Annotated in this window: 14 protein-coding genes; all 14 read left to right on the forward strand. The window is 47.1% G+C overall.

Features of this window, described 5'->3' with window-relative positions; translation table 11 throughout:
• Positions 1–332: 332 nt before the first annotated feature.
• Positions 333–878: an NADH-quinone oxidoreductase subunit A gene (gene ndhC, locus E2K52_RS02535; protein ID WP_151203434.1), complete on the forward strand. Its 546-nt coding sequence runs from the start codon at positions 333–335 to the stop codon at positions 876–878.
• Between the two features lie 6 nt (positions 879–884).
• Complete coding sequence (locus tag E2K52_RS02540; RefSeq protein ID WP_151203435.1) at positions 885–1,565, forward strand: NuoB/complex I 20 kDa subunit family protein; 681 nt, start codon at positions 885–887, stop codon at positions 1,563–1,565.
• 88 nt (positions 1,566–1,653) lie between these two features.
• A complete protein-coding gene (nuoC, locus tag E2K52_RS02545) occupies positions 1,654–3,441 on the forward strand; it encodes an NADH-quinone oxidoreductase subunit C/D (protein ID WP_151203436.1) in 1,788 nt (595 codons plus the stop codon).
• Between the two features lie 13 nt (positions 3,442–3,454).
• Positions 3,455–3,964, forward strand: coding sequence for an NADH-quinone oxidoreductase subunit NuoE (nuoE, locus tag E2K52_RS02550; RefSeq protein WP_151203437.1), 510 nt, complete (start codon positions 3,455–3,457; stop codon positions 3,962–3,964).
• Positions 3,961–5,292: an NADH-quinone oxidoreductase subunit NuoF gene (gene nuoF, locus E2K52_RS02555; protein ID WP_151203438.1), complete on the forward strand. Its 1,332-nt coding sequence runs from the start codon at positions 3,961–3,963 to the stop codon at positions 5,290–5,292. The genes nuoE and nuoF overlap by 4 nt, the downstream gene beginning before the upstream one ends.
• An 11-nt stretch (positions 5,293–5,303) precedes the next feature.
• Positions 5,304–7,982 (forward strand): NADH-quinone oxidoreductase subunit NuoG, encoded by a 2,679-nt coding sequence (gene nuoG / locus E2K52_RS02560; RefSeq protein WP_151203439.1) that lies wholly within the window; start codon positions 5,304–5,306, stop codon positions 7,980–7,982.
• A 3-nt stretch (positions 7,983–7,985) separates the two neighbouring features.
• The gene (nuoH, locus tag E2K52_RS02565; RefSeq protein WP_151203440.1) at positions 7,986–8,996 is read left to right on the forward strand and encodes an NADH-quinone oxidoreductase subunit NuoH; all 1,011 of its coding nucleotides are present in this window, start codon (positions 7,986–7,988) and stop codon (positions 8,994–8,996) included.
• Between the two features lie 18 nt (positions 8,997–9,014).
• Positions 9,015–9,557: an NADH-quinone oxidoreductase subunit NuoI gene (gene nuoI / locus E2K52_RS02570; RefSeq protein WP_151203441.1), complete on the forward strand. Its 543-nt coding sequence runs from the start codon at positions 9,015–9,017 to the stop codon at positions 9,555–9,557.
• The gene (gene nuoJ, locus E2K52_RS02575; RefSeq protein WP_171478791.1) at positions 9,557–10,075 is read left to right on the forward strand and encodes an NADH-quinone oxidoreductase subunit J; all 519 of its coding nucleotides are present in this window, start codon (positions 9,557–9,559) and stop codon (positions 10,073–10,075) included. Before nuoI ends, nuoJ begins: the two co-directional genes overlap by 1 nt.
• A complete protein-coding gene (nuoK, locus tag E2K52_RS02580) occupies positions 10,075–10,383 on the forward strand; it encodes an NADH-quinone oxidoreductase subunit NuoK (protein WP_151203443.1) in 309 nt (102 codons plus the stop codon). Before nuoJ ends, nuoK begins: the two co-directional genes overlap by 1 nt.
• Complete coding sequence (gene nuoL / locus E2K52_RS02585) at positions 10,380–12,275, forward strand: NADH-quinone oxidoreductase subunit L (RefSeq protein ID WP_151203444.1); 1,896 nt, start codon at positions 10,380–10,382, stop codon at positions 12,273–12,275. The genes nuoK and nuoL overlap by 4 nt, the downstream gene beginning before the upstream one ends.
• A 1-nt stretch (position 12,276) precedes the next feature.
• Positions 12,277–13,893, forward strand: a complete 1,617-nt coding sequence (gene nuoM, locus E2K52_RS02590; RefSeq protein ID WP_151203445.1) for an NADH-quinone oxidoreductase subunit M — start codon at positions 12,277–12,279, stop codon at positions 13,891–13,893.
• A 3-nt stretch (positions 13,894–13,896) separates the two neighbouring features.
• Positions 13,897–15,441 carry an NADH-quinone oxidoreductase subunit NuoN gene (gene nuoN, locus E2K52_RS02595; RefSeq protein ID WP_151203446.1) on the forward strand — a complete coding sequence of 515 codons (1,545 nt, stop codon included), beginning with the start codon at positions 13,897–13,899 and terminating at the stop codon, positions 15,439–15,441.
• A 122-nt stretch (positions 15,442–15,563) separates the two neighbouring features.
• Positions 15,564–16,199 carry a uracil phosphoribosyltransferase gene (gene upp / locus E2K52_RS02600; RefSeq protein ID WP_151203447.1) on the forward strand — a complete coding sequence of 212 codons (636 nt, stop codon included), beginning with the start codon at positions 15,564–15,566 and terminating at the stop codon, positions 16,197–16,199.
• Positions 16,200–16,251 lie beyond the last annotated feature (52 nt).

Genomic DNA, 16,251 nt, shown 5'->3' on the forward strand with positions numbered 1-16,251 from the left:
TCGATTTAAGACCTAAATAGAAACTTTCCTGACTTGATGGATTCAAGTTGAAATAGCCTGTCAGGACTGAAAACTGGATTTTTACAGGCTTGTTAAAATAATTGAAGGTCGAAAATCAACTAAATAAAGCAATTAGTGCAGCTTTGAGTGCACTCACGCCCAATTAAATACTGAAATGCCTAAAAAATCATCCCAAAGACTAAGGGCGAGAAGCTAGCAAGTGAAATCCAAAATCAGGTACAATTGGCGGGATTAATTTTGTGTTTGGTGTATTTGAAGGCCAATACATACATTCTTTGTTAATAAATAGGCCTGCCAGGAGTTATCCCCGCATGAATGCCATTACTCCATACGAATGGGCAATTATTGCCTTCGTGATCGGTGTTACATTTTTGTGCGTCTTTATGCTCACTGTCCCATTACTCCTCGGGGGTAAATCATGGGGCCGTGCCAAGCAGGAGCAGTTTGAGTCAGGCGTAGTTGGAGCAGGTGGAGCCCGTATCCGCTTGTCCGCAAAATTCTATCTGGTTGCAATTTTCTTCGTCGTGTTTGACTTGGAAGCCCTTTACCTGTACGCATGGGCAGCTTCTGTTCGTGAAGTAGGTTGGGTTGGTTTTGTAGCCGCAGCTATATTTATTTTAGTTTTACTCGTTGGCTTGGTTTACGAATTATCGACAGGCGCACTGAACTGGGCACCTTCAGACAAACGTAAAGCAGCCGGGATTAAACCTAAAATTGGTTCGCCAAATATGGATCTTGCGGAAATTACGCGCTTCAACTCAGTTGAAGAATTGGTTATGGACCCAACTGGCCAAATCCCAGCTCAATCATCTGGTCTTGTGAAAAAGTCACAAGCTCAATCATCTGATAAGGAGTAACTCGGGATGAAATACACATTAACCCGTGCGAATCCGAATGCTGATCAATATCCACTTCAAGAGCGTATCTTGGTAGAAGACCCGCTTTTAGAAGAAGAAGTGAATAAAAACGTATTCATGACTCGTCTAGAGGATGTAATACACACAGCAGTAAACTGGGGACGCAAGAACTCAGTTTGGCCGTTTAACTTTGGTACGTCTTGCTGCTATGTAGAGTATGCAACGACCTTGACCGGTGTACATGACTTGTCACGCTTTGGTGCCGAGGTCATCCGTGCTTCACCACGTCAGGCCGACTTGATGATCGTCGCTGGTACATGCTTCGTGAAAATGGCTCCGGTGATTCAACGTCTGTACGAGCAGATGCTTGAACCAAAGTGGGTAATTTCAATGGGTGCGTGTGCAAACTCAGGTGGTATGTACGATATTTATTCAGTTGTACAGGGTGTTGATAAAATCATTCCTGTCGATGTGTATATCCCAGGTTGCCCGCCACGTCCTGAAGCCCTGATTCAGGCACTCATGCTGTTGCAAGACCAAATTCAACTAGAGCGTCGTCCGCTTTCTGCGGTGATCGGTGATGATCTTAAGCCAGTGTATAAGCCAAAGATGATGCCGGAACGTGACCGTAAGAAAGATCAGCGTGTTGCTGTGAAAAATTTACGCTCTATGGATGAAATTAAATAATTTAAACGACAGATGATCTGTTGCACCCGCTCTGGGTGTAGTCGTCGTTTAGGTTGACTGAATTTGTATTAAATAGGAAGCCAAGCCAATGGCTGAAACTGACATTGCTATGCCAGAATCAACAGCAGTTGATTCACGCCCAGCATTTGCCATCATTGAAGAGCTCAAAACCAAATTTGGTGAGAACTTCTTTGTGCAAACGACTTTCGAGGATTTCCCGACAGTTTGGGTTGAGCGCGCACGTGTACAAGAAGTTTTAATGTTCTTGCGTACCGTGCCACGTCCTTATGTGATGCTATTTGACTTGTCTGCAGTAGATGAGCGCTTGCGTACCCATCGTGACGGTTTGCCTGCATCAGAATTCACAGTGTTCTATCACTTATTGTCGTTAGAGCGTAACTGTGACATTCGTATTAAAGTGGCCTTAAGCGACAGCGATCTGAATATGCCGACCGCAACGAATATCTGGCCGAATGCGAACTGGTATGAGCGTGAAGCTTATGACATGTTTGGTATCAATTTCGAAGGGCATCCAATGCTCCGTCGTATCTTGTTGCCAACCTACTGGGAAGGTCATCCGTTACGTAAAGAGTATTCTGCACGTGCAACTGAATATACGCCGTATATTCAGGATAAGGCCAAGCAGGATTTTGAACAGGAACATTTACGTTTCGTCCCTGAGGACTGGGGTCTGAAGCGCGGTAATGCCGATGAAGACTTCATGTTCCTGAACCTGGGTCCAAACCACCCATCTGCGCACGGTGCCTTCCGTGTGATCTTGCAGCTGGATGGTGAGGAAGTGAAGGACTGTGTGCCTGATATCGGTTATCACCACCGTGGTGTGGAGAAGATGGCTGAACGTCAAACCTGGCATTCCTTCATTCCCTATACTGACCGTGTCGACTACCTGGGTGGTTGTGCGCAAAACATGCCTTATGTGATGGGTGTGGAGCAAATGGCGGGCATTACTGTCCCTGACCGCGCGCAATGTATTCGTGTCATGATGTCAGAACTGTTCCGTATCAATAACCACTTGCTGTTCATTGGTACTGCGATTCAGGATGCCGGTGGTATGACACCTGTATTCTATATGTTCGCTGACCGTCAAAAAGTCTATGACATCGTGGAAGCGATTACCGGTTACCGTATGCATCCGGCATGGTTCCGGATTGGTGGTACTGCACACGACCTGCCAAATGGCTGGGATAAACTGGTTCGAGAATTACTCGACTGGATGCCAAAACGTATGAATGAATACTACAAAGCTGCTTTACGCAACTCGGTATTCATGGGCCGTACCCAGGGTGTGGCGCAATACGATGCAAAATCTGCGCTGGCTTGGGGTGTAACAGGTACTGGTCTGCGTGCCACAGGCATTGATTTCGACGTACGTAAATACCGTCCATATAGCGGTTATGAAAACTACGACTTTGAAGTGCCTTTAGAGTATGAAGGTGATGCCTATGCACGTGTGCTGGTTCATTTCCGTGAAATCGAAGAATCACTGAAAATCATTCGTCAGTGCCTGGATAACATGCCATCTGGTGCTTATAAAGCAGACCATCCATTGGCAGTGCCACCACCAAAAGACAAGACATTGCAAGATATTGAAACCTTGATTACGCACTTCTTAAGCGTGTCATGGGGTCCTGTAATGCCTGCTGGTGAAGCATCTGTAATGGCCGAAGTGGTGAAAGGGGCATCGAACTACTACCTGACTTCAGACAAGTCAACCATGAGTTATCGTACCCGTATCCGTACACCGACTTTCACGCACTTACAGCAAATGCCTTCTGTGATTAACGGCAGTCTTGTATCTGACTTAATCATTTATTTAGCGACAATTGACGTCGTAATGGCTGACGTGGATCGCTAAGGGGTAACGCATTATGATGATTTTGACTGATAGAAAGCCACGTGTGAATGTTGAAGGGATTTTAACGAAGGAAGAAATCCACGAAATCGAACAGCACATGGGCCACTATCCATATCCACGTGCAGCGTGTCTTGATGCGCTGAAGTGTGTACAACGCCGTAATGGCTGGGTAGATGATGCGCAGATGAATGCTATCGCGCAAATGCTCAGCATGAGTGTTGCGGATTTGGAAGGTGTAGCGACTTTCTATAACCGTATTTATCGCCAGCCCGTGGGTCGTCACGTAATTTTACTGTGTGACTCGATTGCGTGTTTCTTGATGGGTGCGGAAACTTTGGCAGAAGCTTTCCAGCGTGAACTGGGTATCCAGTTTGGTCAGACGACTGCTGATGGCCGTTTTACCTTGCTACCAATTTGCTGTCTGGGTAACTGTGACAAGGGCCCAACCTTAATGATTGATGAAGATACGCACGGTTTAGTTGAAGTGACTTCGGTTAAACAGTTGCTGGAGAAGTATGTATGAATACTGAACCAAAACCAATTTATGGTGACGGTAACCCAGAAACGCATCCATTGACCTGGCGTTTGAGTAAACAAGAGCACGTTCGTAATGCCGATGATTACGAAGCCCTAGAGGGTTATGCCGGCTTTAAAAAAGCCATTGGCATGCAGCCGAAAGAAGTGCTGGAAGTCATTAAAGCGGCAACAGTAAAGGGCCGTGGTGGTGCAGGTTTCCCGGCAGGCATCAAATGGTCGCTGATGGCACCAAATGACAATTCAGGTCCTCGTTATCTGATTTGTAATGCCGATGAAATGGAACCAGGTACCTTCAAAGACCGTCTGTTGATGGAAGATCTTCCTCACCAGCTGATTGAAGGTATGCTGATTGCCGGCTATACCCTCGAAGCGACTCATGGTTATATCTTTATCCGTGGCGAATATATCGAAGCGGCAAAATACCTGAACGACGCGATTGCACAAATCCGTGCCAAAGGTTATCTGGGTGAAAATATCCTGGATTCTGGCTGGAACTTTGAGTTGCACGTGCATACCGGTGCAGGCCGTTATATCTGTGGTGAAGAAACAGCACTGATTAACTCGCTGGAAGGCCGCCGTGCCAACCCGCGTACCAAACCACCATTCCCGCAAGTTGCAGGGGCTTGGGGTCGTCCGACGATTGTCAACAACGTCGAGACCTACAACAACTTGCCGGCAATTATGCTGCGTGGCCCTGAATGGTATATTGGTCTGTCTGCGGGTAAATCCAAAGATCCAGGCACTAAAATCTATGGTGCATCTGGTAAGGTGAAATTCCCTGGCTTATGGGAGCTTCCATTTGGTACCACGGCTCGTGAAGTGATTGAAGAACATGCCGGTGGTATGCGTGATGGCTTAAAGCTAAAAGCATGGTTGCCGGGCGGTGCCTCGACTGACTTCCTGGCCGCAGAGCATATCGACCTTCCGATGGATGCAGAAAGCATCATGAAAGCAGGCTCACGTTTAGGAACCTGTTTATTGATGGTGGTGGATGAAACGCAATGTATGGTTTCAGCAACACGTAACCTGGAAGAGTTCTTTGCCCGTGAATCATGTGGCTGGTGTACGCCTTGCCGTGATGGCTTGCCTTGGGCGGTGAAAGCGCTGAAAGCACTTGAAGATGGTACAGGTAAAAAAGAAGATATCGATCACTTGCAGGAACTGACCCGCAAGCTTTGGATTGGTAAAACTTTCTGTGCTCACGCACCAGGTGCGATGGAACCATTAATGGGCGCACTCAAACATTTCCGTGGCGAGTTTGAAGCAAAAGTAGTAAATGCTGCCGCTCAAACCCGCAACGTAGAACAAGCTTAAGGAATTCGACTATGGCTACAATTCATGTCGATGGAAAATCGTATGAAGTCAACGGCTCGGAAAACTTGCTGCAAGCATGTTTGAGTCTCGGCATCGACATCCCATACTTTTGTTGGCATCCATCCTTAGGTTCTGTCGGTTCTTGCCGTCAATGTGCTGTGACCCAATACGCGAATCCAGAAGATACGCGTGGTCGTTTGGTCATGTCATGTATGACACCGGCTGCTGACAATACCTACATCTCGGTTGAAGACAAAGAAGCAGTAGATTTCCGTGCTTCTGTTGTTGAATTCTTGATGACCAACCACCCGCATGACTGTCCGGTCTGTGAAGAGGGGGGGCACTGTCACCTGCAAGATATGACAGTGATGACGCAGCATGACCGTCGTCGCTACCGTTTCACTAAACGTACGCATTACAACCAGGAACTGGGTTCGTTTATTGCCCATGAGATGAACCGTTGTATCGCATGTTACCGTTGTGTGCGTTATTACAAAGATTATGCCGGCGGTACAGACTTTGGCGTATATGCCAACGCATCACGTGTGTATTTCGGTCGTCCGGAATCAGGGACTTTGGAATCTGAATTCTCGGGTAACCTGACTGAAGTGTGTCCTACAGGGGTATTCACTGACAAAACCCACTCTGCACGATATAACCGTAAATGGGACATGCAGTATGCGCCTAGCGTATGCCAAGGCTGTTCTTCAGGTTGTAACATTTCTCCGGGTGAACGTTATGGCGAACTTCGTCGCGTTGAAAACCGTTTCAACGGTGAAGTGAACCAATACTTCCTATGCGATAAAGGCCGTTTCGGTACCGGTTATGTGAACCGTGCTGATCGCCCACGTCAACCGCAATTCCGTACCGGCAACAATGTAGAAACTGTTTCAGTCGATACCGCACTAGACACGGTGATTGCAAATATTCAGGGTAAAAAAGTTCTGGGTATTGGTTCGCCGCGTGCATCACTTGAATCGAACTTCGCACTTCGTGAGCTGGTCGGTCAAGAGAACTATTCAACAGGTCTGTCTCAAAAAGAGCAGAATCTGGTTGAACTGGCAGCTTCAATCATGCAAACCGAGGGTGTTTATAACCCAACGATGCGTGAAATCGAAAGCTACGATGCGGTGTTAATTCTAGGTGAAGATTTAACTCAAACTGCACCACGTATGGCTTTATCTGTTCGCCAGGCTGCGAAAAATAAAGGCAAAGAGATGGCGGCAGAGCGTCGTACTCAAGAGTGGCTGGCTGAACCGGTACAGCGTATTGCTCAAGATGCGAAATCTCCGATTTACATTCTGGCTGCAACACAGACCCGTTTGTCTGACGTTGCCGAAGGTGAAGTGGTTGCGTCTCCAAACGATATTGCACGTTTAGGCTTTGCAATTGCTGCGGGTGTAAAAGGTGAAGTCATCACAGGTCTGGACGATGCTGCTAAAGCATTTGCCCAAACCATTGCTGATACCCTGAAAGCTGCGAAAAAACCATTGATTGTCTCTGGTACCAGCTTGCAAGACGCTGCCATTATGGAAGCGGCTGCACAAGTAGCACAAAATCTGGGTAATGCAGGCTTAACCTTGACTGTTCCAGAAGTGAACTCAATGGGGCTTGCAATTCTGGGTGGTAACAGTCTGGAACAAGCTTTTGCCCAAGACTTCGACACAGTCGTGATTGTTGAAAATGACCTTTACCGTCGTTTACCGCAGACCCAAGTCGACGCTGCACTTGCTGGCAAAGAAGTGATTGTGCTTGATCATTCAGAAACAGAAACGGTGAAGAAAGCCAACATTGTACTGTCTGCTGCAAGCTTTGCTGAAGGCGATGGTACAGTGGTTTCTCAGGAAGGCCGCGCACAGCGTTTCTATCAGGTATATGACCCAAGCTATTACAATCCGGAATTGGCGATCAAGGAATCTTGGCGCTGGTTACATGCGATTGAAACGGGCGTGAAAGGTAAAGCCATTTCATGGACCTTGCTGGATGATGTGATCGAGTCTGTAGCGAAAAACGTACCTGCTTTAGAAGGTATTTTGGATGTGGCACCTGATGCGGGCTTCCGTGTACATGGTCTGAAAGTGGCACGTGAACCACGCCGTTATTCAGGTCGTACTTCGATGCGTGCGCCATTATCTGTACACGAGCCTAAACAGCCCGTGGACAAAGATTCTGCCTTAACTTTCTCAATGGAAGGTTATGTCGGTGACCAGACACCATCTGCGCTGGTACCGTTCGCATGGTCGGCAGGCTGGAACTCTCCACAAGCGTGGAACAAGTTCCAGGACAACGTGGGTGGCCATCTGAAAGGTGGTGATTCAGGCGTTCGTCTGTTTGATCGTCTACCAAAACGTCCAGCACGTACTTTTGTTGCACCAGCCCCAGTGGTTGCGAATGCTGGCAGCTTCCGTCTGGTTCCGATGCATCACATTTTTGCTTCCGGCGAATTTACCGTGAAAACACCGGCGATGGAATCACGTATTCCTGAAGCGGTTTTTGCCGTCGGTGAACAGGATGCAGCGCGCTTGAATGTTCAGGATGGTCAGAAAATTACTGTGAAAGCAGGGGATAACTCGATCGTTCTTCCAGTTCAAGTGATTGAATACTTACCAACAGGTTGTATTGGCTACCCAATCGGTCTTGCACCGACGGTATCTCTTGCAGAGCCTGTTTCAGTCGCGGTAGGAGTGTAATTCATGGAACAAGAATTAATCCGTCAAACGCCGCTGTGGGCTGAAAACTGGCCAATCGCCTATTCAGTACTTCAAGCGATCGTAATCTTACTTGTTGTGGTATTGGTTGCAGCGTTGATGTCTTTCATTGAGCGTCGTTTACTCGGCTTGTGGCAAGACCGTTACGGTCCGAACCGTGTAGGTCCGGGCGGTATGTTCCAGATTGTTGCCGACATGCTGAAAATCATGTTCAAGGAAGACTGGACACCAAAATTTGCTGATAAATTGACATTCCGTATGGCACCAGGCGTTGCGATGGCAACAGCGGTGCTGTCATTCATGGTCATTCCTGTTTCACCGTATTTGGGTGTGGCAGATATGAGCATCGGTCTGCTGTTCTTTATGGCGATGGCAGGGATTGCAGTCTACGCAGTGCTGTTTGGTGGCTGGTCATCTAACAACAAATATGCACTGCTAGGTGGTCTGCGTTCAGCAGCACAAACGATTTCTTATGAAGTGTTCCTCGGCATCTCGCTGATGGGTGTAGTGGCAATTGCCGGCTCATTCAACATGCGTGAAATCGTAGAAGCACAAAAAGACGTCTGGTTTGTTATTCCTCAGTTCCTGGGCTTCCTGATCTTTGTGGTCGCAGGGGTAGCGGTAACTCACCGTCATCCATTTGACCAGCCGGAAGCAGAACAGGAACTGGCCGAAGGTTATCACGTAGAATACGGCGGGATGAAATGGGGCATGTTCTTCGTTGCGGAATACGTTAACGTGGTATTGATCTCAGCATTAATCGTAACCTTATTCTTTGGTGGCTGGTTAGCGCCGTTCGGTCTGGATTTCTTGCCACCGGCATTCTGGTTCATTATCAAGACTGCTTTCTTTGTCATGATGTTCGTATTGGCACGTGGCTCTTTGATGCGTCCACGTTATGACCAAGTGATGAACTTTGGTTGGAAAATTTGCTTGCCATTGGCGTTGGTTAACCTTTTGGTGACTGGTGCTGTGATTCTGTTGAATCAGGCCTAAGACAGCAGGGAGAACAAAATGTTTAAATTTCTAGCTGGATTCGGGTCAATCGTACGTTCGTTGTGGATGGTGTTCAGCCACGCAACACGTAAACGTGACACCATTCTTTACCCAGAAGTCCCAGCCGAAGAAATCGTGCCGCCACGTTTCCGTGGTCGTATTGTATTGACGCGTGACCCGGATGGCGAAGAGCGTTGTGTGGCATGTAACCTGTGTGCGGTTGCGTGTCCAGTAGGCTGTATCTCACTACAAAAAGCAGAAAAAGAAGATGGTCGCTGGTATCCGGAGTTTTTCCGTATCAACTTCTCTCGCTGTATTTTCTGCGGTATGTGTGAAGAAGCCTGTCCAACGACTGCCATTCAAATGACACCGGACTTCGAGCTGAGTGAGTATGTTCGTCAAGACCTGGTCTATGAAAAAGAACACTTGCTGATTTCTGGCCCTGGTAAATACCCTGACTATAACTTCTACCGCGTGACCGGTATGGCAGTTGCAGGCAAAGGCAAGGGTGAAGCACAGCGTGAAAGTGCACCTGTTGATGTACGGAGTCTATTACCATGATGTGGCCATTTTATTTAATGGCCCTCGTGGCCATCGTTTCTACGGTTCGTGTTGTGACCAATACGAACCCGGTACATGCCTTACTTAGCCTGATTGTCTCACTTCTTGCCGTTGCAGGTCTGTTTATGATCGTAGGTGCGCCATTTGCCGGTGCGCTGGAAGTGATTGTCTATGCGGGTGCGATCATGGTCCTGTTCGTATTCGTGGTGATGATGTTGAATCTCGGCGAACAGACTGTTGCACAAGAACGTACATGGTTGACCTCATCTACCTGGGCTTACCCGGCACTGATGAGCTTCCTGATCGGTCTTGTAGTTGTTTGGGTATTGAACTCTGACTACACACAACCTTCATTGGTGATGGGCACTGAAATGGTCGGTCCTAAAGCTGTGGGTCAAGCGCTCTTTACACAGTATTTATTATTGGTAGAAGTTGCTGCGATGTTATTGCTGGCTGCCCTGGTAGCTGCATTCCATCTGGGTAAACGTGAGCCAGGTGCAGAAGAGGACAAAGAATAATGGGCAACATCCCTTTAGAGCATGGTTTGATCGTTGCATCTATTCTTTTTGCACTGGGTTTTTACGGTGTAATGGTGCGACGCAACCTTCTGTTTATTTTAATGAGCCTTGAGATCATGATGAATGCTGCGGCTTTAGCATTCGTCCTGGCAGGCAGTGCATGGGTACAGCCAGACGGTCAGATCATGTTTATCCTGATCTTGACGCTTGCTGCGGCAGAAGCGTGTATTGGTCTTGCGATCGTCCTTCAGTTCTATCATCGCTTCCATCACCTGGATGTGGATGCTGCTAGTGAGATGCGCGGATGAGTTATTTATATCTAACAATTTTATTCCCGTTAATTGGTTTCATCCTTTTGGCGGCAGGGCGTAATAAACTGCCTGAATCAGTTGCTGCCATTATTGGGGTGGGTGCAGTGGGTCTGTCGGCCTTGGTTGCACTTATTGCCGGTCTGGACTTTGTCAACAATGGTTCAACCGCGACGGTACAACACCTGTGGACATGGTTTAATGTCGGCGGTTTTGCACCGGGGATCAGCTTGCATCTTGATGGTTTATCATTATTGATGCTGGGCATGGTGACAGGGGTTGGTTTCCTGATTCATATCTTCGCCTCATGGTATATGCGCGGCGAAGAAGACTTTGCACGTTTCTTCTCTTATTTCAACCTGTTCGTTGCCAGCATGTTGCTGCTGGTTCTGGGTGATAACCTGGCGTTATTATTCTTGGGTTGGGAAGGTGTAGGTCTGTGTTCTTATTTGCTGATTGGTTATTACTACCAAAATCCTGCTAATGGTTTTGCAGCCATCAAGGCATTTACCGTGACCCGTGTTGGTGACGTATTCTTGCTGATTGCCATGTTCCTGTTGTTCCAGCAGTTCGGCACATTGAATACTCAGTACATCGTAGAAAATGCGGCAACTGTAATGACACAAAGCTCGTCATTGACCATCTGGACAGCCTTAATGTTGTTCCTGGGTGCTGCGGGTAAGTCTGCACAGATCCCGTTACAAACATGGTTAGCAGATGCGATGGCAGGTCCAACACCTGTATCGGCCTTGATCCACGCGGCAACGATGGTTACCGCGGGTGTTTACCTGTGCTGCCGTCTGTTCACAGTATTTGAACTGGCCCCTGAAGTCATGGTGTTCATCTCGATTACGGGTGCAGTGACACTGCTGGTGGCTGGTTTTGCTGCATTGGTTCAAACCGACATCAAACGTATTCTGGCTTACTCAACCATGAGTCAGCTGGGTTATATGTTCATGGCGGTTGGTGCTGAAGCCTACCAGGCAGGTCTGTTCCACATGCTGACTCACGCATTCTTCAAGGCATTGTTATTCTTGTCTTCGGGTGCGGTGATTCTGGCTTACCATCACGAACAAAACATCTTCAAGATGGGTGGTCTGTTCTACAAGAACAAATTCCTGTTTGCCTGTTTTGCCATTGGTGGTGGTGCGCTCGCTGCGATTCCATTCCTGACCATCGGTTTCTTCTCGAAAGATGCGATTCTTGCTGCAGTCTGGACACAAAGCCATATTGCAGGCTTACCGGTATTCAATACGCTGTACTGGGTTGGTGTTGCAGGTGCATTCTTAACTTCAATCTATACTTTCCGTTTAATCTGGATTGTATTCTTTGGCAAAGAAAACACGCCTTACCATGAAATCAAAGGCATCACATATTGGGCGCCACTGGCAATCCTTGCGGTCTTGTCAACAGGTCTTGCAATCGTTTTGAAAGCACCCGTCATGAATATTCTGAATGCTGCACAAATTCCAGCGTTCATTATTCCTGAAGCTTTGGAAGCAGGTGCACATGGCGCTGAATATGTCGCGATTGGTGTAGCTTTAGCTGGTCTTGCGGTAGGTGTGGTATTGTTCGCATTTGCCTACAATGCAGTCAAATCTTTTGCCCAGACTTCTTTGGGTGCAGGTCTTGCAAATATTTGCCGTAATGCACTAGGTTTCGATGCGCTTTACGACCTTATTTTTGTTAAACCATATTTATTGTTCGCGAAGATTTTTGGTCGTGATCCGATTGATGGTCTATGGCTGGTACTTCCTGCACTTGTTAAAGGTGGTCACAGCTTTACCAGTTCACGTCAAACAGGATCACTGCGTGAATACGCATCAAGCATGGGGCTCGGCGTCGTTGTCCTACTGATGATCTTGCTCGTGATTCAGGTAGTGGGGAAATAAAATGGAAGCTCCAAACAATATTATTTTGCCGGCTCTGATCCTCATTCCGTTCATTGCAGGTTTTGTGTGCTGGTTGGTCGATAAACTCGACCAACACCTGCCACGCTATATTGCCTTAATTGGTATGCTGGTGACGCTGGTTTTGACCATCGTCCTCTGGCAGTCTGGTACTTATAACTATGAACTTGGCGGCGCAAATCCTTCGTGGGCAGCCGAGTTCAAATTACCTTGGATTCAAACCCTAGGGATTAACATTCACCTGGCAGTAGATGGTCTATCACTGCTGATGGTCGGCTTAACTGCACTTCTGGGTGTACTGGCAGTCGGCTGTTCGTGGGGTGAAATTCAGAAGAACGTTGGTTTCTTCCACTTAAACCTTTTATGGTCTCTGGGTGGGGTGATCGGTGTTTTCCTTGCGATTGACATGTTCCTGTTCTTCTTCTTCTGGGAGATGATGCTGGTTCCAATCTATTTCCTGATTGCACTTTGGGGGCATAAGGGAGCAGAAGGTAAATCGCGCGTTTATGCGGCAAACAAGTTCTTCATCTATACGCAAGTTGCTGGTTTGGTCATGTTGATTGGTATCCTGGGTCTGGTGACCGTAGGTTTCAACATGACTGGCGAAATTCGTTTCGACTACAACTACCTGATGGGAGTAGCGAATACGCTTGATGCACAGGCTCCAGCAGTTGCTTATGCGTTTATGATCTGTTTATTCATCGGCTTTGCGGTAAAACTTCCAGTTTTCCCATTACATGGCTGGTTACCAGATGCACATGCGCAAGCACCTACAGCGGGTTCGGTAGACCTTGCAGGTATCCTGATCAAGACAGCAGCTTACGGTTTACTTCGTTTTGTGATTCCATTCTTCCCGGCAGCTTCTGCACAATTTGCAGACTTCGCGATCATTCTGGGTCTGATTGGTATCTTCTACGGTGCCTGGTGTGCATTCCAGCAAACAGATATGAAACGTCTGTTGGCGTACACCTCTATTTCGCACATGGGCTTCGTATTACTGGCGATTTATGCAGGTAATATCCTGACCTTCCAGGGTCTGATGATCATGATGCTGGCTCACGGTCTGTCTTCTGCTGCACTGTTCATTATGTGTGGTCAAGTCTACGAACGTGTGCATACTCGTGATATGCGTTTGATGGGCGGTATGCGTGGTCAGTTCCCTTATCTTGCATTCTTCCTGATGTTCTTCATTGCGGCGCTTGTGGGTATTCCTGGTCTGGGTAACTTTATTGGTGAATTCCTGATCCTGATGGGGTCTTTCAACAAATTCCCGACATTTACCATCATTGCTGCAATCAGCTTGGTGTTCGCAGGTCTGTACGGTTTAATCCTGATTCACAAGGCATTGTTCGGTACACCAAACGAAGAGCAAAAACAGCACTATACACATCCACTGAAAGATTTGAACGCGCGTGAAGTAGTGATTCTGCTGATCTGTGCGCTTGGTCTTGTATGGCTTGGTCTATACCCACAAAGCTTCCTTGATGTTTCAAACTCAAGCATGGCGTGGTTAGCAAATAGCTACATTCCAGTTCAAGAAGTTGTTGAAGTGGTTGCTGAACAAGCACCGGTTCAACTTGAAAATGTGGAGATCCAATAAGCCATGAACTTCACAATGTCTTTTTCTGAGCTTATGCCGTTAGCACCTGTGATGATCGTGGCATTAACTGCGATCGCGGTCATGTTGTTGACTGCAATTAAGCGTAACCATAACTTAGTTGCGACTACGGCCGTAGTGGGTTTAAACCTAGCTGCGTTCTATATCGTCTTTGTTTTATTGGCGGGTAAATTTACACCTGCCAATATCATGAACATGTTCATCGTAGATCCGTTTACGATGCTGTACCAGTTCATGATTCTGATTGCTGCACTGGCATGTTGTACCTTGTCACATGCTTACATCGAAACTTATAAAGATAACCGTGAAGAGCTGTATATCCTGATGCTGGCATCTGTTGCAGGTGCAATGCTTATGGTAGCAAGTTCTCACTATGCCTCTTTCTTTATCAGCCTTGAGTTAATGTCGATCCCTGTTTACGGCTTGCTGGCCTATACACATCAGCGTTCTCAATCGCTTGAAGCAGGTGTGAAATATCTGGTGCTTTCGGCAACTGCTTCTGCAATGTTGTTGATGGGTATGGCATATATCTATGCTTATACAGGTTCTTTAAGCTTTGTTGGCGAACCAGGCAAGTTATTGAGCGTGTTCAACCAACCAGCAGTTGTGGTGGGTCTGGCATTTATTATATTTGCCGTTGGCTTCAAGTTATCACTTGCCCCGTTCCACAAATGGACACCAGATGTCTATGCCGGTGCACCAGCGCCGATTGCGACTTTCCTGGCGACAGTTGCAAAAGTGGCAACGCTGGGTCTGTTTGCACGTTACGTTCTGTCTTCAGGCTTGTTACTGTCTGATAGTTTCATTACGATTCTGACTGTGATTGCGGTACTGTCGATTCTGGTCGGTAACTTGCTGGCAGTAAAGCAGGTGAATTTAAAGCGTATCCTGGCCTACTCTTCAATTGCTCACTTTGGTTATATCCTGGTGGCGATCGTTACGGCACGTAATACTGACTTCTTGCAAGTACAAGGTTTTGCGACTTTTGAAAGCTTGAACGTGTATGTCATTACTTATGTACTGACCACAGTGGGTGCCTTCGGTGTAGTGACCTTGATGTCCAGCCCATATAACAATACTGACGAAGCAGGCAGCCTGGCGGAATACCGTGGTCTGTTCTGGCGCCGTCCGGTATTGACAGCGGTATTGACTGTCATGATGTTATCGCTGGCAGGTATCCCGTTAACGGCTGGTTTCATTGGTAAGTTCCTGGTGATTAAAACTGCAGTTGCAGGCGAGGCTTGGTTCCTTGCAGCAATGGTCATTCTGGGTTCAGGTATCGGTCTGTACTACTACTTGCGTGTTATGGTAGTGATGTATATGACTCCACCAGAAACGCCGCGTATCGATGCGGTGAATCACTGGGGCCAGAAAGTGGGCGGTATCATGGTACTGGCAGTGGCATTACTGGTGTTGGTATTGGGTGTCTACCCGGATCCAATGATTGCAATCTCCAAGTTTGCATTCTTTGCCCTGTCGCCTGAATTACAGCAGTTTATTTTCACTTTGGTGCAAAGTGGTTTTAACTGATTTCGTGCCTGACTAAGCTATTACAAAAAAGCCTCCATGATTGGGGGCTTTTTTATTTATAAAAATCAACAAAAGCCTCTATAATGGTAGAAATTTAGTTTTACCCTTTTAGGTGTTCTCCCGTGGCTATCCATGAAATTCGTCATCCTTTGATCCGACATAAATTAGGTCTGCTTCGTCGTGCCGATATCAGCACGAAAAATTTCCGTGAGCTGGCACAAGAAGTGACCATGCTGCTGACCTATGAAGCAACCAAAGACTTACCAATGGTTGAGCATAAAATTGACGGTTGGGATGGTGCAGTCAAAGTTGACCGCATTGCGGGTAAAAAAATCACCGTTGTACCGATTTTGCGTGCAGGGATTGGGATGCTGGACGGTTTCCTGAATCTGATTCCAAGTGCCAAAGTATCTGTACTGGGGCTGGAACGCGATGAAGAAACACTGGAAGCGCGTACCTATTATAAAAAACTGGTTCCAGATGTACAAAACCGGATTGCCATGATCATTGATCCAATGCTGGCGACAGGTTCATCACTGGTTGCGGCAATTGATGTACTCAAAGAAAATGGCTGTAAAGATATTCGGGTCATGGTGCTGGTGGCGGCGCCTGAAGGAATTAAGCGGGTTGAAGAAGCACATCCGGATGTGGTGATTTTCACTGCTGCCATTGATAAAGGCTTAGATCACAATGGTTATATTGTGCCGGGTCTAGGTGATGCAGGTGACAAGATTTTTGGTTCAGTTCAAAAAGACTAATGGTTAAAAATGCACAGGAAAGGGGCTTTTAGGGCCTCTTTTTTATATACTG

Source organism: Acinetobacter sp. RF14B, assembly GCF_006864105.1.
Lineage (GTDB): Bacteria > Pseudomonadota > Gammaproteobacteria > Pseudomonadales > Moraxellaceae > Acinetobacter > Acinetobacter lwoffii_C.